We start from the raw sequence: 16792 nt of genomic DNA, 5'->3' as shown, positions 1-16792 counted from the left end.
CTGACGGTGTCAGGCCATGAGCGGCTTACTCAAAGATGGAGTCCAGAGACAGGCCCTGCTTTTCAAGCATGCGACGCAGCTTTTTAAGCGCCTCTACCTGGATCTGGCGAACGCGCTCGCGCGTCAGGCCGATTTCTTCGCCCACCTCTTCAAGCGTGGCCGCTTCATGCCCGCGCAGCCCGAAGCGGCGTACCACTACTTCCATCTGCTTTTCGGTCAGCTCGCCCAGCCATTCATCAACATGCGCCTTGACGTCAAAATCGACCAGCTCGGACTCCGGCCCCGACTCGTTTTCATCGGCCAGCGTGTCCAGCAACGGCTTGTCGTTTTCGCTGCCGACCGGGTAATCGACCGAAGACACCCGCTCGTTGAGCCCCATCATGCGCTTGACCGACTCTACCGGACGGTCCAGATGGGTGGCGATATCATCTGCCGTGGGCTCATGATCAAGCTTCTGTGTCAGCTCGCGCGAGGCACGCAGGTAGACATTGAGTTCCTTGACCACGTGAATGGGCAGACGAATGGTGCGGGTCTGATTCATCAGCGCCCGTTCAATGGTCTGGCGAATCCACCAGGTGGCATAGGTCGAAAAGCGAAAGCCGCGCTCGGGGTCGAATTTTTCCACCGCACGGATCAGCCCGAGGTTACCTTCCTCGATCAGATCCAGCAGGGTCAGACCACGATTGAGATAGCGCCGTGCGATCTTGACGACCAGGCGCAGGTTGGATTCGATCATGCGCTGGCGTCCGGCAGGGTCACCCTTGCGCGCCAGACGGCCGTAGTAAACTTCCTCTTCCGGTGTCAGAAGCGGGGAAAATCCAATCTCGTTGAGATAAATCTGGGTGGCATCAAGACTTTGATGCTGCTGGCGTTCTTCCCTGTTCAGGGCTTTTTCGAACGCGTCTGCGTTATCCACTTCCTTGTCATTACTGTCATCGAGCGTCAACTCGTTTTCGCTCTCTTCCACTTCAACGTCGTCGTGCAATCCCTGTTCAACCACGCTCATATCGACTTCCCCTTTTCGTTTGAGATTCCCGTGTTATCGACCATGTCGACAACCCTTCGGGTCTCATAACACCGCTCATCTCGATAGGGATGAGCGGTCTCCCTGGTGCCTCAGCGATCCGGAAGATACTGCAGCGGATCCTTCGGTTGGCCATCCTGGCGTATTTCAAAATGCAGCTTGACGCTGTCTGCGTCCGTGGACCCCATGGTGGCAATCGTTTCGCCCTGACGCACGACATCGTTTTCCTTGACGTTCAAGGCGTCATTATGCGCGTAGGCGCTGAGGAAGTGATCGTTGTGCTTGAGGATGATGAGATTGCCATAGCCGCGAACGCCATTACCGGCGTAGACGACAATACCGGGGCCGGCTGCCTTGACAGGTTGCCCCTTTTGACCAGCAATATCAATCCCGGCCGTGAGATTTGTCTTGTCGCCAAAATCACCCACAACCTTGCCCTGTGTCGGCCATTGCCACTGGATATTGCTGGTGGGGGTATAGGTGCGATCAGAGCGGTCTTCACTGGTGGTTTTGCCCGCCACTGCAGTGCCGCCGGTGTCTTCCTTGCCGGCACTGCTGCTCCCGGATGAAGCACTGCTGTCCGGTGTCGGAGCCGGACCCTGTGTACCGGTCTGGCTGGTCTGACTGCCTCCAGAACCGCTGCTGGCTGCACTGCCGGCGGCGGCACCCACACCGGCCGCCGCGCCGACGGCGCCCTGGGAAAGCGTCGTTGGCGAGCCGGCATTGGCACCGGTGCTGTGACTGCGATTGATGGAGTCCTCATCCGGGGACAACCAGCTGTCATCGCCGCCACTGCTGTCAGTGCCCTGAGCACCGCTGAGCGCCGTGGCGTGCGTACCGCTGGTGCCCGACGAGGAGGCCGAAGACGCCGAGGACAGCGCCGGTGCATTGACGCTTTCATTAAGCCGCAGCGCCTGACCGGGCTCAATGGCGTAAGGGGGCGCAAGGTTGTTCAGCGAAGCAAGGCGACGGAAATCGATGCCGGTTTTCCAGCCAATCGAGTAGATCGTATCGCCACGCTGGACGTGATAGATGCCGTTGGCCATCGCATTTTGATTGAACGAGGCCTCTTCGACGGCAGGCGCGTTGCTGATCTGAGCGCAGCCACCCAGCACCGCCATCAAAACAACACTGCTGCCCAGAGTGACCTGTCGCATGCGCAGATGAAATCGAACCATGTCTTTGCTCTACTCCTTTGACATTGATTGACTGTCCGTGGAGACCCGTGACGAGTCATCCCCGGAACGTTCTCCCACGGCCACCACCACGATAAATCCGACCAGCGCCAGCGCCAGTGCGATCCACAGGTGTGCCGGTTCACCGGTGACGGCCGTATAGGCTTCCGGTGACAGCAGTCTGTACTTCAGAGGCACCACTTCGCCATCCGGGGACATCGTATAACTTTCCAGCGAACGCCAGGGCCAGAGTACCGGAAGCGATCCCAGAATAAAGCCGATCAGCAGATAAAGCGTGGTGGAATAGTGATGCTTGAAAAGCCACGACAGCACGCGCGAAAAGGTGAAAAGCCCCAGCAGACAGCCCATCGCAAACTGCGCCATGACGACAAGATCGAACGCCTTGATGGCGTCAATCACGGTGTGATACATGCCCATGGTCAACAATAAAAAGCTGCCGGACACACCGGGTAGCAGCATCGCACTGATCGCAATGGCGCCTGCCACAAACAGCATCAGCCCCCCACCACCGCTGGGCAGAATGGCCGGCAGAAAATGCGCCAGCAGCGCCCCAAGGGCCAGAGGCAACAAAAAAACGAGTCGCCAGCGATCCAGCCGACGCGCCACCACGATCGCCGAGGCAACCACCAGCCCGAAAAAGAAGGCATTGAGCAGCATGGTCTGGTGGTCCAGCAGATAGCTCACCAGATGGGCAAGGCTCAAAACGCTGGCCGCCACGCCGGCCAGCAGCGGTATCAAAAAGCCAAGATTGAGATGAACGATCAGACCCTTCAGGCCATGTTCACGCCATGCGCCGATCGCGCTCGGACCAAAGCGACGAATGGTCTCGATCAGTTCCTGATAGATGCCGGTCACAAACGCGATGGTACCGCCGGAAACGCCAGGCACGGAATCCGCCGCTCCCATACCCATGCCTTTCAGAAAAAGCGTCACATGCCTTTTCACTTGTTCTACTCCAGATAAATGGGCGGCACAAAGACCGACTCGGGAAAACCTGCAACAGCGCGCGCCGCGGCGAACTGCAAACAGTGCCTGCAACGCGCCTGTCGATGCGAGGGGCGCGAGTATCTCATCGCCCCTGGCAACTGTCTGCCCCGAGGTGCTCAGACACGCTTCATCCACTCGATTCCGTCAGCTCAGGTCTTCACCCTGCTGACGATGGCGGGTCAACGCCTCGAGCCAGCCGCTGACATCGGCAATCGAGGCGTGACGAGTCAGGTCCGTCTGAAGGGGTGTAATGGAAACGTAGCCGGCCTCGATGGCGGCAAAATCGGTGTCTTCCCCCATGTCGGCACTGTCTCCCGAGGCGGCAATCCAGTAACGGGTTCGCCCCCGCGGATCCTGCAACCGTATGGGCTGACTGCCCTGGCCACGCTGGCCCTGCCGGGTCACCCGAAAGCCCTTGAGTTCCTCCCATGGCACATCAGGGACGTTGACGTTCAAAAGGCTGCGGGGCGGCAGCGCCAGCTGCTCGACGGCGCCGACCAGGGTCGCGGCCACCCGCCCGGCCGTGTCGAAATGCTGATGGCCGGCCAGCGACATGGCAATCGCTGAAAGCCCCAGCGAGCGACCTTCCATGGCCGCTGCCACAGTGCCGGAATAGAGCACGTCATCGCCCAGATTGGCACCATGATTGATGCCGGAGATCACCATATCCACCGTTTCATCAAAGATATCGCTGACCCCCAGATAGACGCAGTCCGCCGGCGTGCCATCCACGCTGTAAAAGCCGCTGTCCATCGGCGTCAGCGACAGCGGATAGGCCAGCGTCAGCGAATTGCTGGCGCCGCTGCGGTCACGATCGGGGGCAATGACCCGAAGCCTTGCCTGATTGATCAGCGAATCATGCAGCGCCCTGAGTCCCGGGGCATGAACTCCGTCATCATTGGATAAAAGCAGTTTGCGCATTGGACGTTCCTGTTCATGTCGGTTCGAAAATGAATAAGACCACCCGGGCACATGGCTGACTGTCCGCTCGGGGCATCTCGCCTTTAAAGGGCCGGGTGCTGAAAAAGCTCACGCAGCACGGCCGTGGCGAAACCGCCGCGCGCCAGCGAAAAACGAAGCCAGAGCCCTTCCCCGTCGCGCTCAAGCTCGGGCGATTGGAGACAAAGGCGTAACGGCCGCCGCATGGGAGCGGCACCCGCCTTCTCGATGCCCTCGGCAAGCGAGGGCTCGCGCTCGGCCACGGTGCGTTCGAGCGCGCGGGCCTCACCACTGACGCCGCTGTCACCACGCCCCCAGAGCGGGCCGGTGGAGTGAATATCCAGCGCGGCCAGTCGCGTTCGCAGAGCATCATCGAGTGCTTCACCGGCAAACTGACTGGCGCTGCCCTCGAGGTTGAAAACGTCACCTTCCAGACCGCTGGCCCAGTTTCCCTGCTCAATGCGTGCACTCAGCACCTGATTGAACAAAAAACTGCGCGCACTCGACAGCAGAAACCCATCGCGGTCCTGCTTTTTCTTCCAGCCACGCGCCATCAGCGCCCGGGCACGGGTGAGGTTGCTGCCCTGATGACCAAAGCGCTGGGGCCCGAAATAATTGGGCACGCCGTGCGCTGCCAGTTCATGCCAGCGCGCCTCGAGCGAGCCTTCTGCGACGGCCTCACCCGTCACATACAGAGCAAATCGATTGGCGCGATGCACACCGCGACGCAGCTTGCGCGGATGCCGGCCAGCGTCCAGAAGCCTTAAGCCGTCCATCTCGATGTGATCTCTCAATCCGGGCGGCGTGGGCCGCCCGGTCAGCGCCACCGACACCCACTGAAGCGTCAGGGCAGTATGATCCTTGAGACCACTGACCCCGATATCACGCGGCGCCACCTCCAGCTGATGCGACAGGTGGCGAATCAATTGCGCCGTCGACAGATTACGCTTTTCACAGTGCAACCACAGATGCTCTCCCTCGCCCTCGGGCGTAAAGGACATCTGCTCTTCGACCTGAAAGGCTTCGGGAAATTCACGAAATCGCCCTGAATGAGGCGCCTGCCCCAGGCTTCTGGCCCAGTCGGGCAGCGGTGACACCGGGGAGCTGCTCATGTCCTGTGTCATGACGCCTCGTCATGGCGCATCAACAGCGCCACGGCTTCCACGGCAATGCCCTCACCGCGTCCGGTAAAGCCAAGCTTTTCGGTGGTGGTTGCCTTGACGTTGACACACGACATCTCAAGCGCGATGTCGTCTGCGATCACTTCGCGCATGGCGCCAATATGCGGCGCCATTTTGGGCGCCTGGGCCAGAATGGTGACATCGACGTTGATCAGCCCGAACCCCTGCTGGTTGACCAGCGATACCACGTGACGCAGCAGGGCACGACTGTCGGCGCCGCGCCACTGTTCCTCGGTATCAGGGAAATGCTGGCCGATATCGCCCAGAGCAGCGGCCCCCAGCAGCGCATCGCTTAACGCATGCAGCACCACATCGCCATCGGAGTGGGCTACGAAACCGTGATCAAAGGCCACGCGCACGCCGCCCAGCATTAAATGATCCCCCTCGCCAAAGCGATGAACATCAAAGCCATGCCCGATGCGCAGCCGGGCGAGCAGGGAAGGATCAGACAGGCTCATGGCCGGGCTCCTTGTCGGACAGGGATAAATGGAGGCTTGTGCGCTGGGCAGACAGAATCTGCGCGGCCAGCGCCAGGTCTTCGGGATGGGTGATTTTCAGATTGTCGCTGCGCCCCGTAACCAGTAGGGGCGCATGGCCGAGCTGTTCGACGCCCGAGGCTTCATCGGTCATCAGAAAGCGGGCTTCAAGCGCGGCCCTGAAGGCATCACGCAGAACGCCGTAGCGAAAGCCCTGTGGGGTCAGGGCGCGCCAGAGCCCCTGACGCGGCACGGTCATATCAATGCGCTGATCCCTGTCCTGACGCTTGAGGGTGTCGGTGACCGGCGCCGCCAGCAGGCCGCCCACCGGATCATGGGCAATGGCCGCCATCAGATGGTGCAGATCGGCCACGGTGACACACGGACGCGCCACATCATGAACCAGCACCCAGTCATCAACATGGGCATGATCGGCAAGCCAGTCGATACCGGCACGAACCGAATCCACGCGCTCGTCGCCGCCCTCCAGACGCTGCCAACGCGCGAAGGGCACCATGGACGCATGAAACCACTGATCCTCGGCGTCCAGGCACAACAGCAGGGTGGCCTTGGGGAAAGCGTCGTGCAACCGCATCAGCGTACACGCCAGAACGGCCGCATCATCAAGCAGCAGATACTGCTTGGGACAGGCTGCACGCATGCGTGTGCCCCGGCCGGCAGCCGGCACAATCAGCCACTGAGGCGCACTCATTGCTCCCGCCCGGCAAACTGGTCACGGGCTTCATCGGCGCTTTGGTCAGCCCCCGGCGGCGCCACGGGTGTTGGGTTGTGGCTGGCCTTTTCGCTGGGCACCCAGAAAAACTGCTCATCGTTGCGAATCATGCCCAGGTCGTTACGCCCACGCTCCTCGATCGCATCAAGGCCGTTTTTTAAATCCACCACCTCGGCGGCAAGACGGTCGTTGCGGTCGGTCAGCAACTGATTGCTCTCGTGCAGCTCATCGGCGCGAGCCTTGACCCGGCTGTGCTCCATAAGGCCGCCATCTCCCAGCCAGAGCTGATACTGCAGCGCGGCCAGTGCGACGACCAGCGCGATTGAAATCCATTTGAGCATCGTGATCTATATCGTTGTTGGCCGAACCGGCCCTGGAGAAAGGCGCAATTATGCCATTATCCGGCGGTGGATCGTCCAGCGGACACCTTGTCAAAACGGGATGGACAAGCCTGCAGATACCGGGGCAGACCAATATGGCCTGCCCCCGCCGGGTTACCAGCGGCGAATCACATCGGTATGCAGGGCATAATGCGTCAGGGTCGCCACGTCGAGCGCATCGCGTTCCAGGCGTGCTCGATCCCTGAAATAGCATTCAAGGGTTTTCGTGATGGTCGAGAAGGCAAGCTCCGACCAGGGGATATCCTCTTCCCGGAAAAGACGCACTTCCAGGCTCTCGGGTCCTGCCGAAAAGGCCGGTTCCAGATCATCACGCAGCCGGGCCAGATAGATCATGTAGACCTGATTGATGTGGGGCAGGTCGACCATGGTATAGAGCCCGCCCAGCTCGATCTCGGCACAGGCCTCTTCCCGGGTTTCACGAATGGCGGCCTCGGGCGTGGTCTCGCCGTTTTCCATGAACCCGGCCGGCAGGGTCCAGAACCCGATCCGCGGTGCAATGGCACGCCGGCACAGCAACACCCTGTCATCAACAATGGGTAGACTGCCGGCCACGATCCGTGGATTCTGATAGTGGATGGTGCCGCAATTATCACAAAGATGGCGTGGACGATCATCGTCTGACGGGATGGCAAAGCGCACCGGCGCGCCGCAATGGCTGCAAAAATTCATGTCTTCCTCGTTGCTTACGGCGCGTGACCGAACGCTTTACACTACGTTTGATCACCTCATGTGTCGATTGGCGATTTCGCCATGACGCGCGGGTCCTTCTGCTGGAAAGTGTCTCTTATGCTGCAAACGGCACAACAACGTCTCAAGGACTACCGTCCGACCCGGCTTGACGGCCATTATCCGCGGGCAGCCGTGCTGATGCCGATCATCCACCATGAGACCCCTACCCTGCTGCTGACACGCCGCAATGCGCGCTTGAGCTCACATGCCGGCCAGGTCGCCTTTCCCGGGGGCAAGCTGGATGAGGAAGACGAAAGCCTTGAAGCCTGCGCACTGCGTGAAAGCTTTGAAGAGATCGGCCTGCCCGCCGGGAAGGTGCGCCTGCTGGGTCAGCTCTCCGAACGTTTTTCGGCCAATGGCATGATCGTCACCCCTTTTGTGGGGCTTATCGAACCCGAGGTGCAATTTACGCCCAACCCCGACGAGATCGACACCATTTTTGAAGTCGAGCTGGCACGTTTGATGACCGACCCGCGTCAGCACACCGATGTGATTTACGATGACGAGACCTGCTGGTATGTGCCCAGCTACACGATTTTGGAGCATACGCTCTGGGGGCTGTCGGCGATGATGGTCGTCGAGCTTTTAAACGTGGCCTTTCATGTGGATATCGGGCTGGATCGCTATCCTGAAACCTCGACACTTCGCCATCTCCCTCCTCGTCCTTCACGCAGGCGTTCGTCATGAGCACCGTTACCGATGATTTCGACCATGAAGTGGCCACTCTGCTCGCGGCCTCGCCCCTTGATCCTGGGCGCATTGAGGCCCTTATCGAGGATCTGATCCAGCAGGGGTTCAGCCATCAACGCGACTTTTTCTCACCGGCGCTGATCGATGCCCTGCTGCTGGATCTTGAACGTCTTGAAGCCCATGACGCCCTGACAAGCGCGGGCATCGGTCGACTCAAGGAGCATCAACTGGCCACCAGCATTCGCGGCGACGCCATCCGCTGGCTGAACCGGGAAAGCCCGGCTCAGCAGGTGTATCTCAAGCGCCTTGAGGAACTTCGTGAGCAGATCAACTGCGCCCTTTTTATTGGCCTGTTCGAGTTCGAGGCGCATTTTGCCCGCTACCCGCCGGGCGCCTTTTACAAGCGTCATGTGGACAGCTTTCAGGGTCGTGCCAATCGGGTGATCTCCACGGTGACCTATCTCAATCGCGACTGGCCCGTCGACGGCGGCGGCGAGATGGTGCTGTTTGAAAGTCAGCAGCAGGGCCCGGACGGGTTTGATCCCCATGTCCCGGTTCGCGAGATGGCGCGCGTGCTCCCCGAGGCCGGCACCCTGGCCTGCTTTTTGTCGGACACCGTGCCTCATGAAGTCCTGCCGACCCGGCTACCGCGCGCCAGCATTGCCGGCTGGTTTCGACGCAACGCCTCGGTCAACGGCGTGGTCGACCCCGCTCAATAGCGCCGTCAAACCCGGTTAAACAGGGGCAGGCGTCAGAATGCCCTTGTTATCGTGCGCTTTTCAGCGCATGACCTTTCTCCGTTCGCCATTAAAGTCGATGCCATTACGGCCGACATAAGCTGCCTGTCCCTGAGCCTGCCCAGTGCTGCTTTTGTCGACGTCCCCATTTTCGACATGGCGAGACCCGAGCCTGATGAAGTTTCCCGCGTTTTTGCTGACGACGCTTTTGCTGATGGGCAGTGCCGGTGTGAAGGCGCAGTCCCACCTTTTGAATGACCGGGTGACGCTCAGCGGTTTTGGCACGATTGGACTTATTCACAGTGATCAGGGAGAGGCTGACTTTGTGCGTGATGTCGGCCAGCCCAAAGGCGCCGAGCAGGGCTGGAGTGCCCGAACCGATACCCGCCTGGGCCTGCAGGCCAACATGCGCCTGACCAGCGAACTCGATGCCGTGGTGCAGGGCATGAGCCAGTATCACAGCTCTGGCGATTTCAGCCCCGAACTGATGCTCGCCTTTGTACGCTACGCTCCCATGCCAGATTTTCAGATGCGCGTTGGCCGCCTGGGCTGGGATGTCGACCTGCTCTCGGAGTCGCGTTACATCGGCTATGGATCGCCCTGGATTCGCCCACCGGTGGATCATTTTGGCGTGCTGCAGCTGACTTATATCGATGGCGCCGATGTGACCTTTACCCGACCGTTTGGCGATGACCTGATCTGGGCGCGCTTTTTTGCCGGCACCTCCGACAGCCGATTTTTCATGTCGGATGCGCTTCAGGTCGATTTTGATGCCGATAGCATCCTTGGCGGCCATCTCAACTATGAGAGCGGCCCCTGGCGCTTTCGCGCCGGCTATACCCGAATTCGCTCAAACGTCAATTTCAGTGGCGATGATGCTGATTTGATCGGTGATCTTTTTGGCATTGATGCCAACCAGTACCTGAATCCCCGGACCGGTTTTGACGACCTGCAGGTTTACTCGCTAGGCGCAGCCTGGAATAAGGGACCTCTGCAACTGCAGACCGTCTGGAATCGCGACATCCTCGCCGATGGCGACACCTGGCTGGATACCGGCTTTGTGTCTGGTGCCTGGCGCATGGACAAGCTGACACCTTATGTCCTTCTGTCAAACGTCAGCACGCACAATAACAGTGCAGATGCGCTCAGTGGTAACGTCAACCAGAACACCTGGTCACTGGGGCTACGCTACGACGTGGTCACCAACCTGGCACTCAAGGCCCAGTTTGATCGCATTCATACGCGCACACCCGGACTGCTGTGGCGCGGCACGGACGGCAACTGGAAAGATGATCATTCAAACCTTCTCAGCCTCGGGCTGGATGTCATCTTTTAAGGAGATGTCCATGCCCCGTTTCACGCGCCTTGCGCGCGCCACCACGATGGCCCTTTTGCTCATCAGCACCACGGCACGGGCCGACATTGCCATCGTCATCAACGAGGCAAGTCCCGTACGTCAGCTTAGCCACAGTGAGGCGGTCAATATTTTCATGGGCCGCTATCGTCGGCTGCCGGACAACAGTGTCGCCCTGCCAATCGACCAGGCACCGCTCAAGGCGCGCTTTTACCGGGCGCTGGTGCAAAAGGACATGGCCGAGATCAACTCCTATTGGGCAAGACTGGTCTTTTCAGGCCGCGCCTCACCGCCGCAGCAGACTGAAACGCTTGATGATGTCGTCGACATCGTGACGCATAACGCCAATGCACTTGGCTATGTGGATGCTGGCCTTTTGCCCCCTCACCTGCGCGTTTTACTGACGCTCAGTGAGTCGCCATGATCCAGCTTTTGGGCCTTCTTCGCAGTCGTCTGGCCCTGCGGGCGGCCGCCAGCATTCTGGCCATCGTGGGCGTGCTGGGTATTGTCTTTCTGGTGGCGGCCGTACACCTGCGCGCCGCATCCGAAAAGGACATTCAGCAGATGCGCCTTGAAGGCCTGATCTCCACAGTCGAGCGTACCGCGCAGATCGCCTGTTTTCTGGGGGACAGTCAGCTGGCCGACGAGGTCACGCAGGGCCTTTTGAGCAATCGCATCGTGAAGGAGGCACGGCTTGTGCGTCGCGATGGCAGCGCGCTGGCCGACCACACCAACACCAACACCAACACCAACACCAACACCAACACCAACGAACATAGCAGCGGCGTAGCGCTGACCCGAACCATCAAATCCCCCTTTGAAACCGACAAGACAGTTTGCGAGCTGACCCTGGTGCCAGATCAGGAGTGGATCGACAGCATGGTCAATGAGGCCACGCGGTTTTTGTCTGTAGCCTTGATACTGCAGCTTCTGGGCATTGGCCTGAGCGTGATTCTGGTGGTGTTTTACTTCGTGACCCGCCCCATCAGTGATATTTCCCAAAAGCTTCACGCCCTTGAGGCAGAAACCGGCCAAAAGCTGCCAGCGCCCAGCGGGCACGGCAGGGATGAGATCGGCAAGCTGGTGATCAGCGTCAATGCCATGATCGACCGGCTGGTCAGCAGCCTGAGCGAGGAGCGCCGACAGCGTCTGGCCCGCGACATCGAACAGCGGCGCTACCGGACCCTGTTTGATAACGTCGAGGCCGGCATCTTTGAACTCGATGACCAGGGGCACCTGCTGTCGGCCAATCCGGCCTTTTGTCGTCTGTTTCTGGGAGGGAAACCGTTTGACAGGGAGGGGCCACCGATTGCTCTGACGACACTGATCCATGACGGCGGGCCCACCATGCAGGAGCTCACCACTCGTCGGGCACGACGAGACGGCACGCGCCAATGGGAGATGGCCGTGGGCGAAGGCGACCAGCAGCGCTGGGTCAACGTCATGGTCAGTCGTCTGGAAGAGGGACGGCTACAGGGCGTGGCACACGACATTACCGAACGCCGCCACGCCGCCGAGGCGGCCGAGAGGCTCGCCGTCACCGACCCCCTGACCGGAATTGGTAATCGACTGGGATTTGAACGCCGCCTTGAGCTGATCCAGCGCCATTACCGCCTTCATCCCGACTCTCGACATGCGCTGATGATGCTCGATTTCGACCATTTCAAGCAGATCAATGATCGCCACGGCCACCATGCCGGTGACCAGGTGCTCGAACAGATCGCCGGGCTGATGCGGGACATATCACGCCAGCATGATTACCCGGCGCGCCTGGGTGGTGACGAGTTTGTGCTGTTGCTCGATCACCGAACCCCCCGGGACGATCTGGATGGCATGGCGCAGCGGCTGACCGACAGCATCAATGCCCCTCTGGTGCTGGACAGCGGCCAGCAGGTAAGCCTGGGCGTCAGCATCGGTATTGCCGTGCTGGGCAGTGACGCCTCTGAGGTCACAACGCTGGTGCAGCTGGCCGATCTGGCGATGTACCGTGCCAAGCGTGAGGGCCGTAACACCTGGCGCTTTCATGACCGACACCACCCCTTCGAGACCTGACCAACACCGCCCCTTCGAGACCTGATCAAAACCGCACCTTCGAGATATGACCAGGCTCCCATCTACTCTGATGGGCGCATTGCGTCATCAGATCGGGAGGCGCTGTCATGGCGCGCATTGTCCTGATGCGCAGCTTCCTCGGCCTCATCCTTTTCCGCCTGAATTTCGGCACCGACCACCATCTCCTCGGTCACATCAAGCTCGGCGCCTACCACGGTCTGTACCGGGTGGGCTGCAAAGGGGGCCACCGGCTGCGGTGCCGGACGCACACTGCGACGCCACATGAAAAAAAGCGCCATGAAGGCCGAGATCATGGCAAAGCCGTAGAAAAGACCGTTCCCGCCCGTCTGCCCCATGATCCCGGTGAGAATGGGCGCGCTGAGGGTGCAGCCCACCGCATTGATCAGCAACAGTCCCTGACTCATGCCGACCAGTGCCTGCGGCGGTGCCCGGTCAGCCGCGTGGCTCATGGCGACCGGGTACAGGGAAAACGTCATCCCGCCGAACAAAAAGAGCACCACGCCCAGCGCCAGCTCGCTGATCGCCGCCGCCAGTGGCAGCGCCAGCGACAGGGCAATCAGCGTCATGCCCAGAATGATCAGCACGATCTGTCGGTCATGGCGATCCGACCAGCGCCCCATGGGATATTGCAATGCCATGCCGCCGACAATGACCACGGCCATGAACTGGCCCAGTCGCTCGACCGACAGTCCGATCTGCTGCAGATACAGCGGCAACAGCGAATAAAGGGCCGCCACGATCAGCCCCGAGCCAAACACGCCCATGACGCCGGTCGGTGTCACTCTCACCAGCCGCCAGGGCGGCAGCGGTACGGCATGCTCAAGCAGTGGCGACACGCGCGGAATGATGCAAAGCGGCAGTACCGACAGCGAGGCCAGCATGCCGATCAACACATAGGGCGTGGCATCAAAGGGTGCCTCGAAAAGCCCCAGCAACAGCTGTCCGAGCGCCAGCGCGGCGTAAAGCGAAATCATGTAGAAAGCCAGGATCTGGCCGCGTCGGGCCGAATCGCTGCTGGTTAACAGCCAGCTCTCGATGACCAGATACACCCCCACCGTGGCCCAGCCGCCCACCAGACGCATGGCAAACCACCAGCCGGCATCAAGCCACAGCGCCTGCGCCAGTGCCGCGGCTGCCACCAGCGAGGCAAAACAGGCATAGGCCCGAATATGGCCAATGCGCAGCAGCAACCGGTCATTGAGTACCGCCCCCAGCGCCAGCCCAACGTAATAGGCCGATGAGACCCAGCCGATGGTTTCCACCGAGGCGCCGGCGTTGTCCAGCCGCAGCGTCACCAGCGTCGAGAGAAACCCGTTGCCGAGGGCCAGAATGAAAAGCCCCAGCAGCGGCGGCAAAATCAGGGTCAGCAGTGGACGAGCCATGGCTTCCTCACAGGACGGCAAACATTGATAAGTCTTTAAATACCGGGTCGGCGTGACATACCGCAGTGGGTACAGGCTGACCTGATTGGAGGAGATTTTCCAGGATTGCCGACTCGGAGTGATGCGGGTCGGTCAGAACCCTCGCCCCATCCGACCATGAAGCCGGGCAGCCAACTGGTTATACTCCCTGTCGATTTCGACACCACCAAAGCGTAGCAATGACGATGAAAGACAACTGGCAGGCGCGCCTTATCATGCGTCTCTGGCAAGTGCTCTCAAAGCGCCCGCCGCGCACATTGTGGCGTCTGGCGTCACGATTTGAACCCGTTTACAGCCTGATTGGCGTCAGAGAACGGCGCATTACGCGCATGAATCTGCGCCAGGCCTTTCCGGAAGTCAGCGAAAAGGCGCGCCGACAGCAGATCCATGACAGTCTGCAACATTCAATCGCCACCATGATGGAACTGGGGTTTGCCTGGCAGGGAGACCCCGAGGCGGTGGAGAAGTCGATTGTCGAGGTGCATGGGCGCGAACTGCTTGATGAGGCGCGCGCCGAAGGACGTGGCGTGATCGTGCTGGCGCCCCACTTTGGCAACTGGGAGATTCTCAACTTCTGGCTCTCCAGCCACTTTCCGTTCACGGCCATGTACGAGCCGCCCAAGATCAGTGCGCTGGACCCGGTCATCCGACACGGTCGCGAGCGGATGGGGGCACAACTCGTGCCCACAACCTCACGCGGGGTGGCCGCGCTGTTGAAGGCGCTCAAGCGAAGTGAGGCGATCGGCATTCTGCCTGATCAGGTACCGGACTGGGGCAGCGGTGAGTTTGCCGAGTTTTTTGGCTATCCGGCCTACACCGCCACCCTGCTGCCGCGGCTGGTCTCACGCACTGATGCGCGGGTCGTCACGGGGGTAGCCAGACGGCGCGAGGATCGACGCGGCTTTGACATCCATTTTCTCAAGGCCGATGAGCGGGTTTATGCCCGGGAAGATGAGGCCTTGTCGGCCAGAGGCGTCAACGCCAGTGTCGAGGCCGCCATTGCGCTGGATGCCATGCAGTATCAGTGGGAATACAAGCGTTATCGGCGCACGCCGGGCCAGCGTGACAACGTGCCCGGCTGGCGCGAGCGGCGCTTTTACAAGCAGGGGCGCAGCGGCCGGAAGCTTTAAGCCACAGGCCGCCGCCAGCCTGCGGATCAGTCGCGGAAGTTATCAAACTGCAGCGGTAGATCCGGCCCTTCCTCGCTTTTCAACAGCGCGATGGCCTGCTGCAGGTCGTCGCGCTTTTTGCCTGTGACCCGCACCTTGTCGCCCTGAATGGCGCTTTGAACCTTCAGCCTGGATTCCTTCAACTGCTTGACGATCGCCTTGCAGTCAGGCTGTTCCAGTCCCTGCTTGAGCTGGACCTCCTGGCGCGCCTTGACGCCTGACAGTACAGGCTCCTGCTCATCCATGCAGCGCGCATCGATGCCGCGGGCAATCAGCTTGGCGCGCAGGACATCCAGCATCTGCTTGAGCTGGAAATCGGCATCGGCTTCCAGCGCTACCTTCTCCCCTTCCAGGGTGAAGCTGGCATCCACGCCGCGAAAGTCAAAGCGCGTCTGCACTTCCCGGTTGGCCTGATCAACGGCGTTGGTCGCTTCGTGCTTGTCGAATTCGGACACGATATCGAAAGAGGGCATGTCATGGTCTCCTGAATGCACCAAAAGGGCTGATTCTAGCCGAGTCCGGGGGCAAGGCCCATTCATCCGGCGCGGCTTTCGTATTCACACAGCTGCGCCAGCCGCTCGGCGGCCGGCGTCAAGGGGCGCTCATGGTGGCGCACCAGATAAAAGCGCGCCGGCGGCAGCGGTGTTTCAAGGTTCAACTCGATCAGCCCCGCCATGCCATGATGGGCCACCATCCCCTGGGCAAAAACGCCCACCATGTCACTTTGTGCGATCAGATTGAGTGAGGTGGTAAAGGAATCGCACTCAAGGCGAGACTGTGCATCGATGATGTGCTTTTCATCCAGCCAGCGATAAAGACCAGCGTAATAGCCGCTTCGCGGCGTGGGCAGCACCCAACGGGTCTGACGCAGCCTATCGGGGTCGGTCGCCTCAGCCAGCGGATGATCGTGGCGCATGACGACCACAAAGGGCTTGTCGAACAGATGCTGAATCCGCAGATCGTGATCGAGGGCCCCCGTATCGACCGTGCTGATGGTGAAATCAAGCGCGCCGGCGCGCAGCCGCTCGACCAGCGCCGACAGCTGCCCTTCCTGAAGGTGCATGCTCACCTGCGGGTATTCCTTTTGAAAGCGCGCCACGGCGGCCGGCAAGATGGTGCGGGCCACGGTGGCCGATACACCAATGGCCACATGGCCATGAGCGCGACCGCTGACCTGATCCACACTGTCACGCGCTCGCTTGAGCTCGCTGACAATCATCCGAGCGTGGCGCTCGAATGCCCGCCCGCCGTCTGTCAACGTTACCCCGCTGGCGCCACGCACCAGCAGGGCAGCGCCCATAAGGGTCTCAAGCTCGCGAATGGCGCGGGTCATGGCCGGCTGTGACATGCCCAGCTCACGCGCGGCCGAGCGAATGCTGCCATGAGTGGCCACGGCCACAAAGGCTCGAATGTGGTGCAGCCGCGGCTCTGCCTTGCCTGGATCCATCTTCTGCTCTCTTGTTATTTATTGCCGGCTCCCCGGACCTGTCGTGATAACACCCGGGTATCGGGCAGAACGCAACGGTATCTGTTGAGCCGGTACCGCTTTCCCCTAAAGTGTCATGACCTGCCCACACCAACGCTTTCGACCCTGTCGATCCACCTTTGCGCACTGGTGTCAGGTCGCCGATAACAATCGCCGGTATCAAACGGCACACAATAATACGTTACTCGGGAGTCCC

The 16792-nt window shown here is 60.5% G+C and carries 18 protein-coding genes; 6 read left to right on the top strand and 12 right to left on the bottom strand.

Features of this window, described 5'->3' with window-relative positions:
* Window positions 1-25 precede the first annotated feature (25 nt).
* The 9 genes from rpoS to KSP9073_RS11805 form a co-directional block, all read right to left on the bottom strand.
* The gene (rpoS, locus tag KSP9073_RS11845; RefSeq protein WP_108843157.1) at window positions 26-1006 is read right to left on the bottom strand and encodes an RNA polymerase sigma factor RpoS; all 981 of its coding nucleotides are present in this window, start codon (window positions 1004-1006) and stop codon (window positions 26-28) included.
* 110 nt (window positions 1007-1116) lie between these two features.
* The gene (locus KSP9073_RS11840) at window positions 1117-2202 is read right to left on the bottom strand and encodes a peptidoglycan DD-metalloendopeptidase family protein (RefSeq protein WP_243409223.1); all 1086 of its coding nucleotides are present in this window, start codon (window positions 2200-2202) and stop codon (window positions 1117-1119) included.
* A 9-nt stretch (window positions 2203-2211) separates the two neighbouring features.
* Complete coding sequence (locus KSP9073_RS11835) at window positions 2212-3165, bottom strand: DUF368 domain-containing protein (RefSeq protein WP_108843156.1); 954 nt, start codon at window positions 3163-3165, stop codon at window positions 2212-2214.
* Between the two features lie 186 nt (window positions 3166-3351).
* On the bottom strand, window positions 3352-4128 hold the full coding sequence (gene surE / locus KSP9073_RS11830; RefSeq protein ID WP_108843155.1) for a 5'/3'-nucleotidase SurE: 777 nt from the start codon (window positions 4126-4128) through the stop codon (window positions 3352-3354).
* A gap of 83 nt (window positions 4129-4211) precedes the next feature.
* The gene (truD, locus tag KSP9073_RS11825) at window positions 4212-5270 is read right to left on the bottom strand and encodes a tRNA pseudouridine(13) synthase TruD (protein WP_243409222.1); all 1059 of its coding nucleotides are present in this window, start codon (window positions 5268-5270) and stop codon (window positions 4212-4214) included.
* Window positions 5267-5752 (bottom strand): 2-C-methyl-D-erythritol 2,4-cyclodiphosphate synthase, encoded by a 486-nt coding sequence (ispF, locus tag KSP9073_RS11820; RefSeq protein WP_108843411.1) that lies wholly within the window; start codon window positions 5750-5752, stop codon window positions 5267-5269. The genes truD and ispF overlap by 4 nt, the downstream gene beginning before the upstream one ends.
* A 19-nt stretch (window positions 5753-5771) precedes the next feature.
* Window positions 5772-6515 (bottom strand): 2-C-methyl-D-erythritol 4-phosphate cytidylyltransferase, encoded by a 744-nt coding sequence (gene ispD, locus KSP9073_RS11815; protein ID WP_108843154.1) that lies wholly within the window; start codon window positions 6513-6515, stop codon window positions 5772-5774.
* Window positions 6512-6877: a cell division protein FtsB gene (ftsB, locus tag KSP9073_RS11810; RefSeq protein ID WP_108843153.1), complete on the bottom strand. Its 366-nt coding sequence runs from the start codon at window positions 6875-6877 to the stop codon at window positions 6512-6514. The genes ispD and ftsB overlap by 4 nt, the downstream gene beginning before the upstream one ends.
* Window positions 6878-7030: 153 nt before the next feature.
* Window positions 7031-7606 carry an NUDIX hydrolase gene (locus tag KSP9073_RS11805; protein ID WP_108843152.1) on the bottom strand — a complete coding sequence of 192 codons (576 nt, stop codon included), beginning with the start codon at window positions 7604-7606 and terminating at the stop codon, window positions 7031-7033.
* Window positions 7607-7723: 117 nt separating this feature from the next.
* On the opposite strand from KSP9073_RS11805, the gene KSP9073_RS11800 reads away from it, so the two are divergent.
* The 5 genes from KSP9073_RS11800 to KSP9073_RS11780 all read left to right on the top strand — a co-directional run bounded on the left by KSP9073_RS11800 (window position 7724) and on the right by KSP9073_RS11780 (window position 12499).
* Entirely contained in the window at window positions 7724-8353 is a 630-nt protein-coding gene (locus KSP9073_RS11800) for a CoA pyrophosphatase (RefSeq protein ID WP_108843151.1), read from the top strand.
* Window positions 8350-9075 carry a 2OG-Fe(II) oxygenase gene (locus KSP9073_RS11795; protein ID WP_108843150.1) on the top strand — a complete coding sequence of 242 codons (726 nt, stop codon included), beginning with the start codon at window positions 8350-8352 and terminating at the stop codon, window positions 9073-9075. The genes KSP9073_RS11800 and KSP9073_RS11795 overlap by 4 nt, the downstream gene beginning before the upstream one ends.
* Window positions 9076-9268: 193 nt before the next feature.
* Window positions 9269-10429, top strand: a complete 1161-nt coding sequence (locus KSP9073_RS11790; protein WP_108843149.1) for a porin — start codon at window positions 9269-9271, stop codon at window positions 10427-10429.
* 10 nt (window positions 10430-10439) lie between these two features.
* Window positions 10440-10871, top strand: coding sequence for a hypothetical protein (locus KSP9073_RS11785; protein WP_108843148.1), 432 nt, complete (start codon window positions 10440-10442; stop codon window positions 10869-10871).
* Window positions 10868-12499 (top strand): sensor domain-containing diguanylate cyclase, encoded by a 1632-nt coding sequence (locus tag KSP9073_RS11780; RefSeq protein WP_108843147.1) that lies wholly within the window; start codon window positions 10868-10870, stop codon window positions 12497-12499. The genes KSP9073_RS11785 and KSP9073_RS11780 overlap by 4 nt, the downstream gene beginning before the upstream one ends.
* Before the next feature lie 62 nt (window positions 12500-12561).
* On the opposite strand, the gene KSP9073_RS11775 is transcribed toward KSP9073_RS11780, so the two are convergent.
* Window positions 12562-13902, bottom strand: coding sequence for an MFS transporter (locus KSP9073_RS11775; protein WP_108843146.1), 1341 nt, complete (start codon window positions 13900-13902; stop codon window positions 12562-12564).
* Between the two features lie 218 nt (window positions 13903-14120).
* Here KSP9073_RS11775 and KSP9073_RS11770 point away from each other — a divergent pair, with 218 nt between their 5' ends.
* Window positions 14121-15071, top strand: a complete 951-nt coding sequence (locus tag KSP9073_RS11770) for a lysophospholipid acyltransferase family protein (protein ID WP_108843145.1) — start codon at window positions 14121-14123, stop codon at window positions 15069-15071.
* A gap of 26 nt (window positions 15072-15097) precedes the next feature.
* Here the strand turns inward: KSP9073_RS11770 and KSP9073_RS11765 are convergent, their stop codons facing one another.
* Window positions 15098-15583, bottom strand: a complete 486-nt coding sequence (locus KSP9073_RS11765; RefSeq protein ID WP_108843144.1) for a YajQ family cyclic di-GMP-binding protein — start codon at window positions 15581-15583, stop codon at window positions 15098-15100.
* A gap of 62 nt (window positions 15584-15645) precedes the next feature.
* Window positions 15646-16557 carry a LysR substrate-binding domain-containing protein gene (locus tag KSP9073_RS11760; RefSeq protein ID WP_108843143.1) on the bottom strand — a complete coding sequence of 304 codons (912 nt, stop codon included), beginning with the start codon at window positions 16555-16557 and terminating at the stop codon, window positions 15646-15648.
* Window positions 16558-16792 lie beyond the last annotated feature (235 nt).

This window comes from Kushneria phyllosphaerae (genome assembly GCF_900312995.1).
GTDB classification, from domain to species: domain Bacteria; phylum Pseudomonadota; class Gammaproteobacteria; order Pseudomonadales; family Halomonadaceae; genus Kushneria; species Kushneria phyllosphaerae.
The sequence above is the reverse complement of the archived record's forward strand: the minus strand, read 5'-3'. Positions and strand labels throughout refer to the sequence as shown.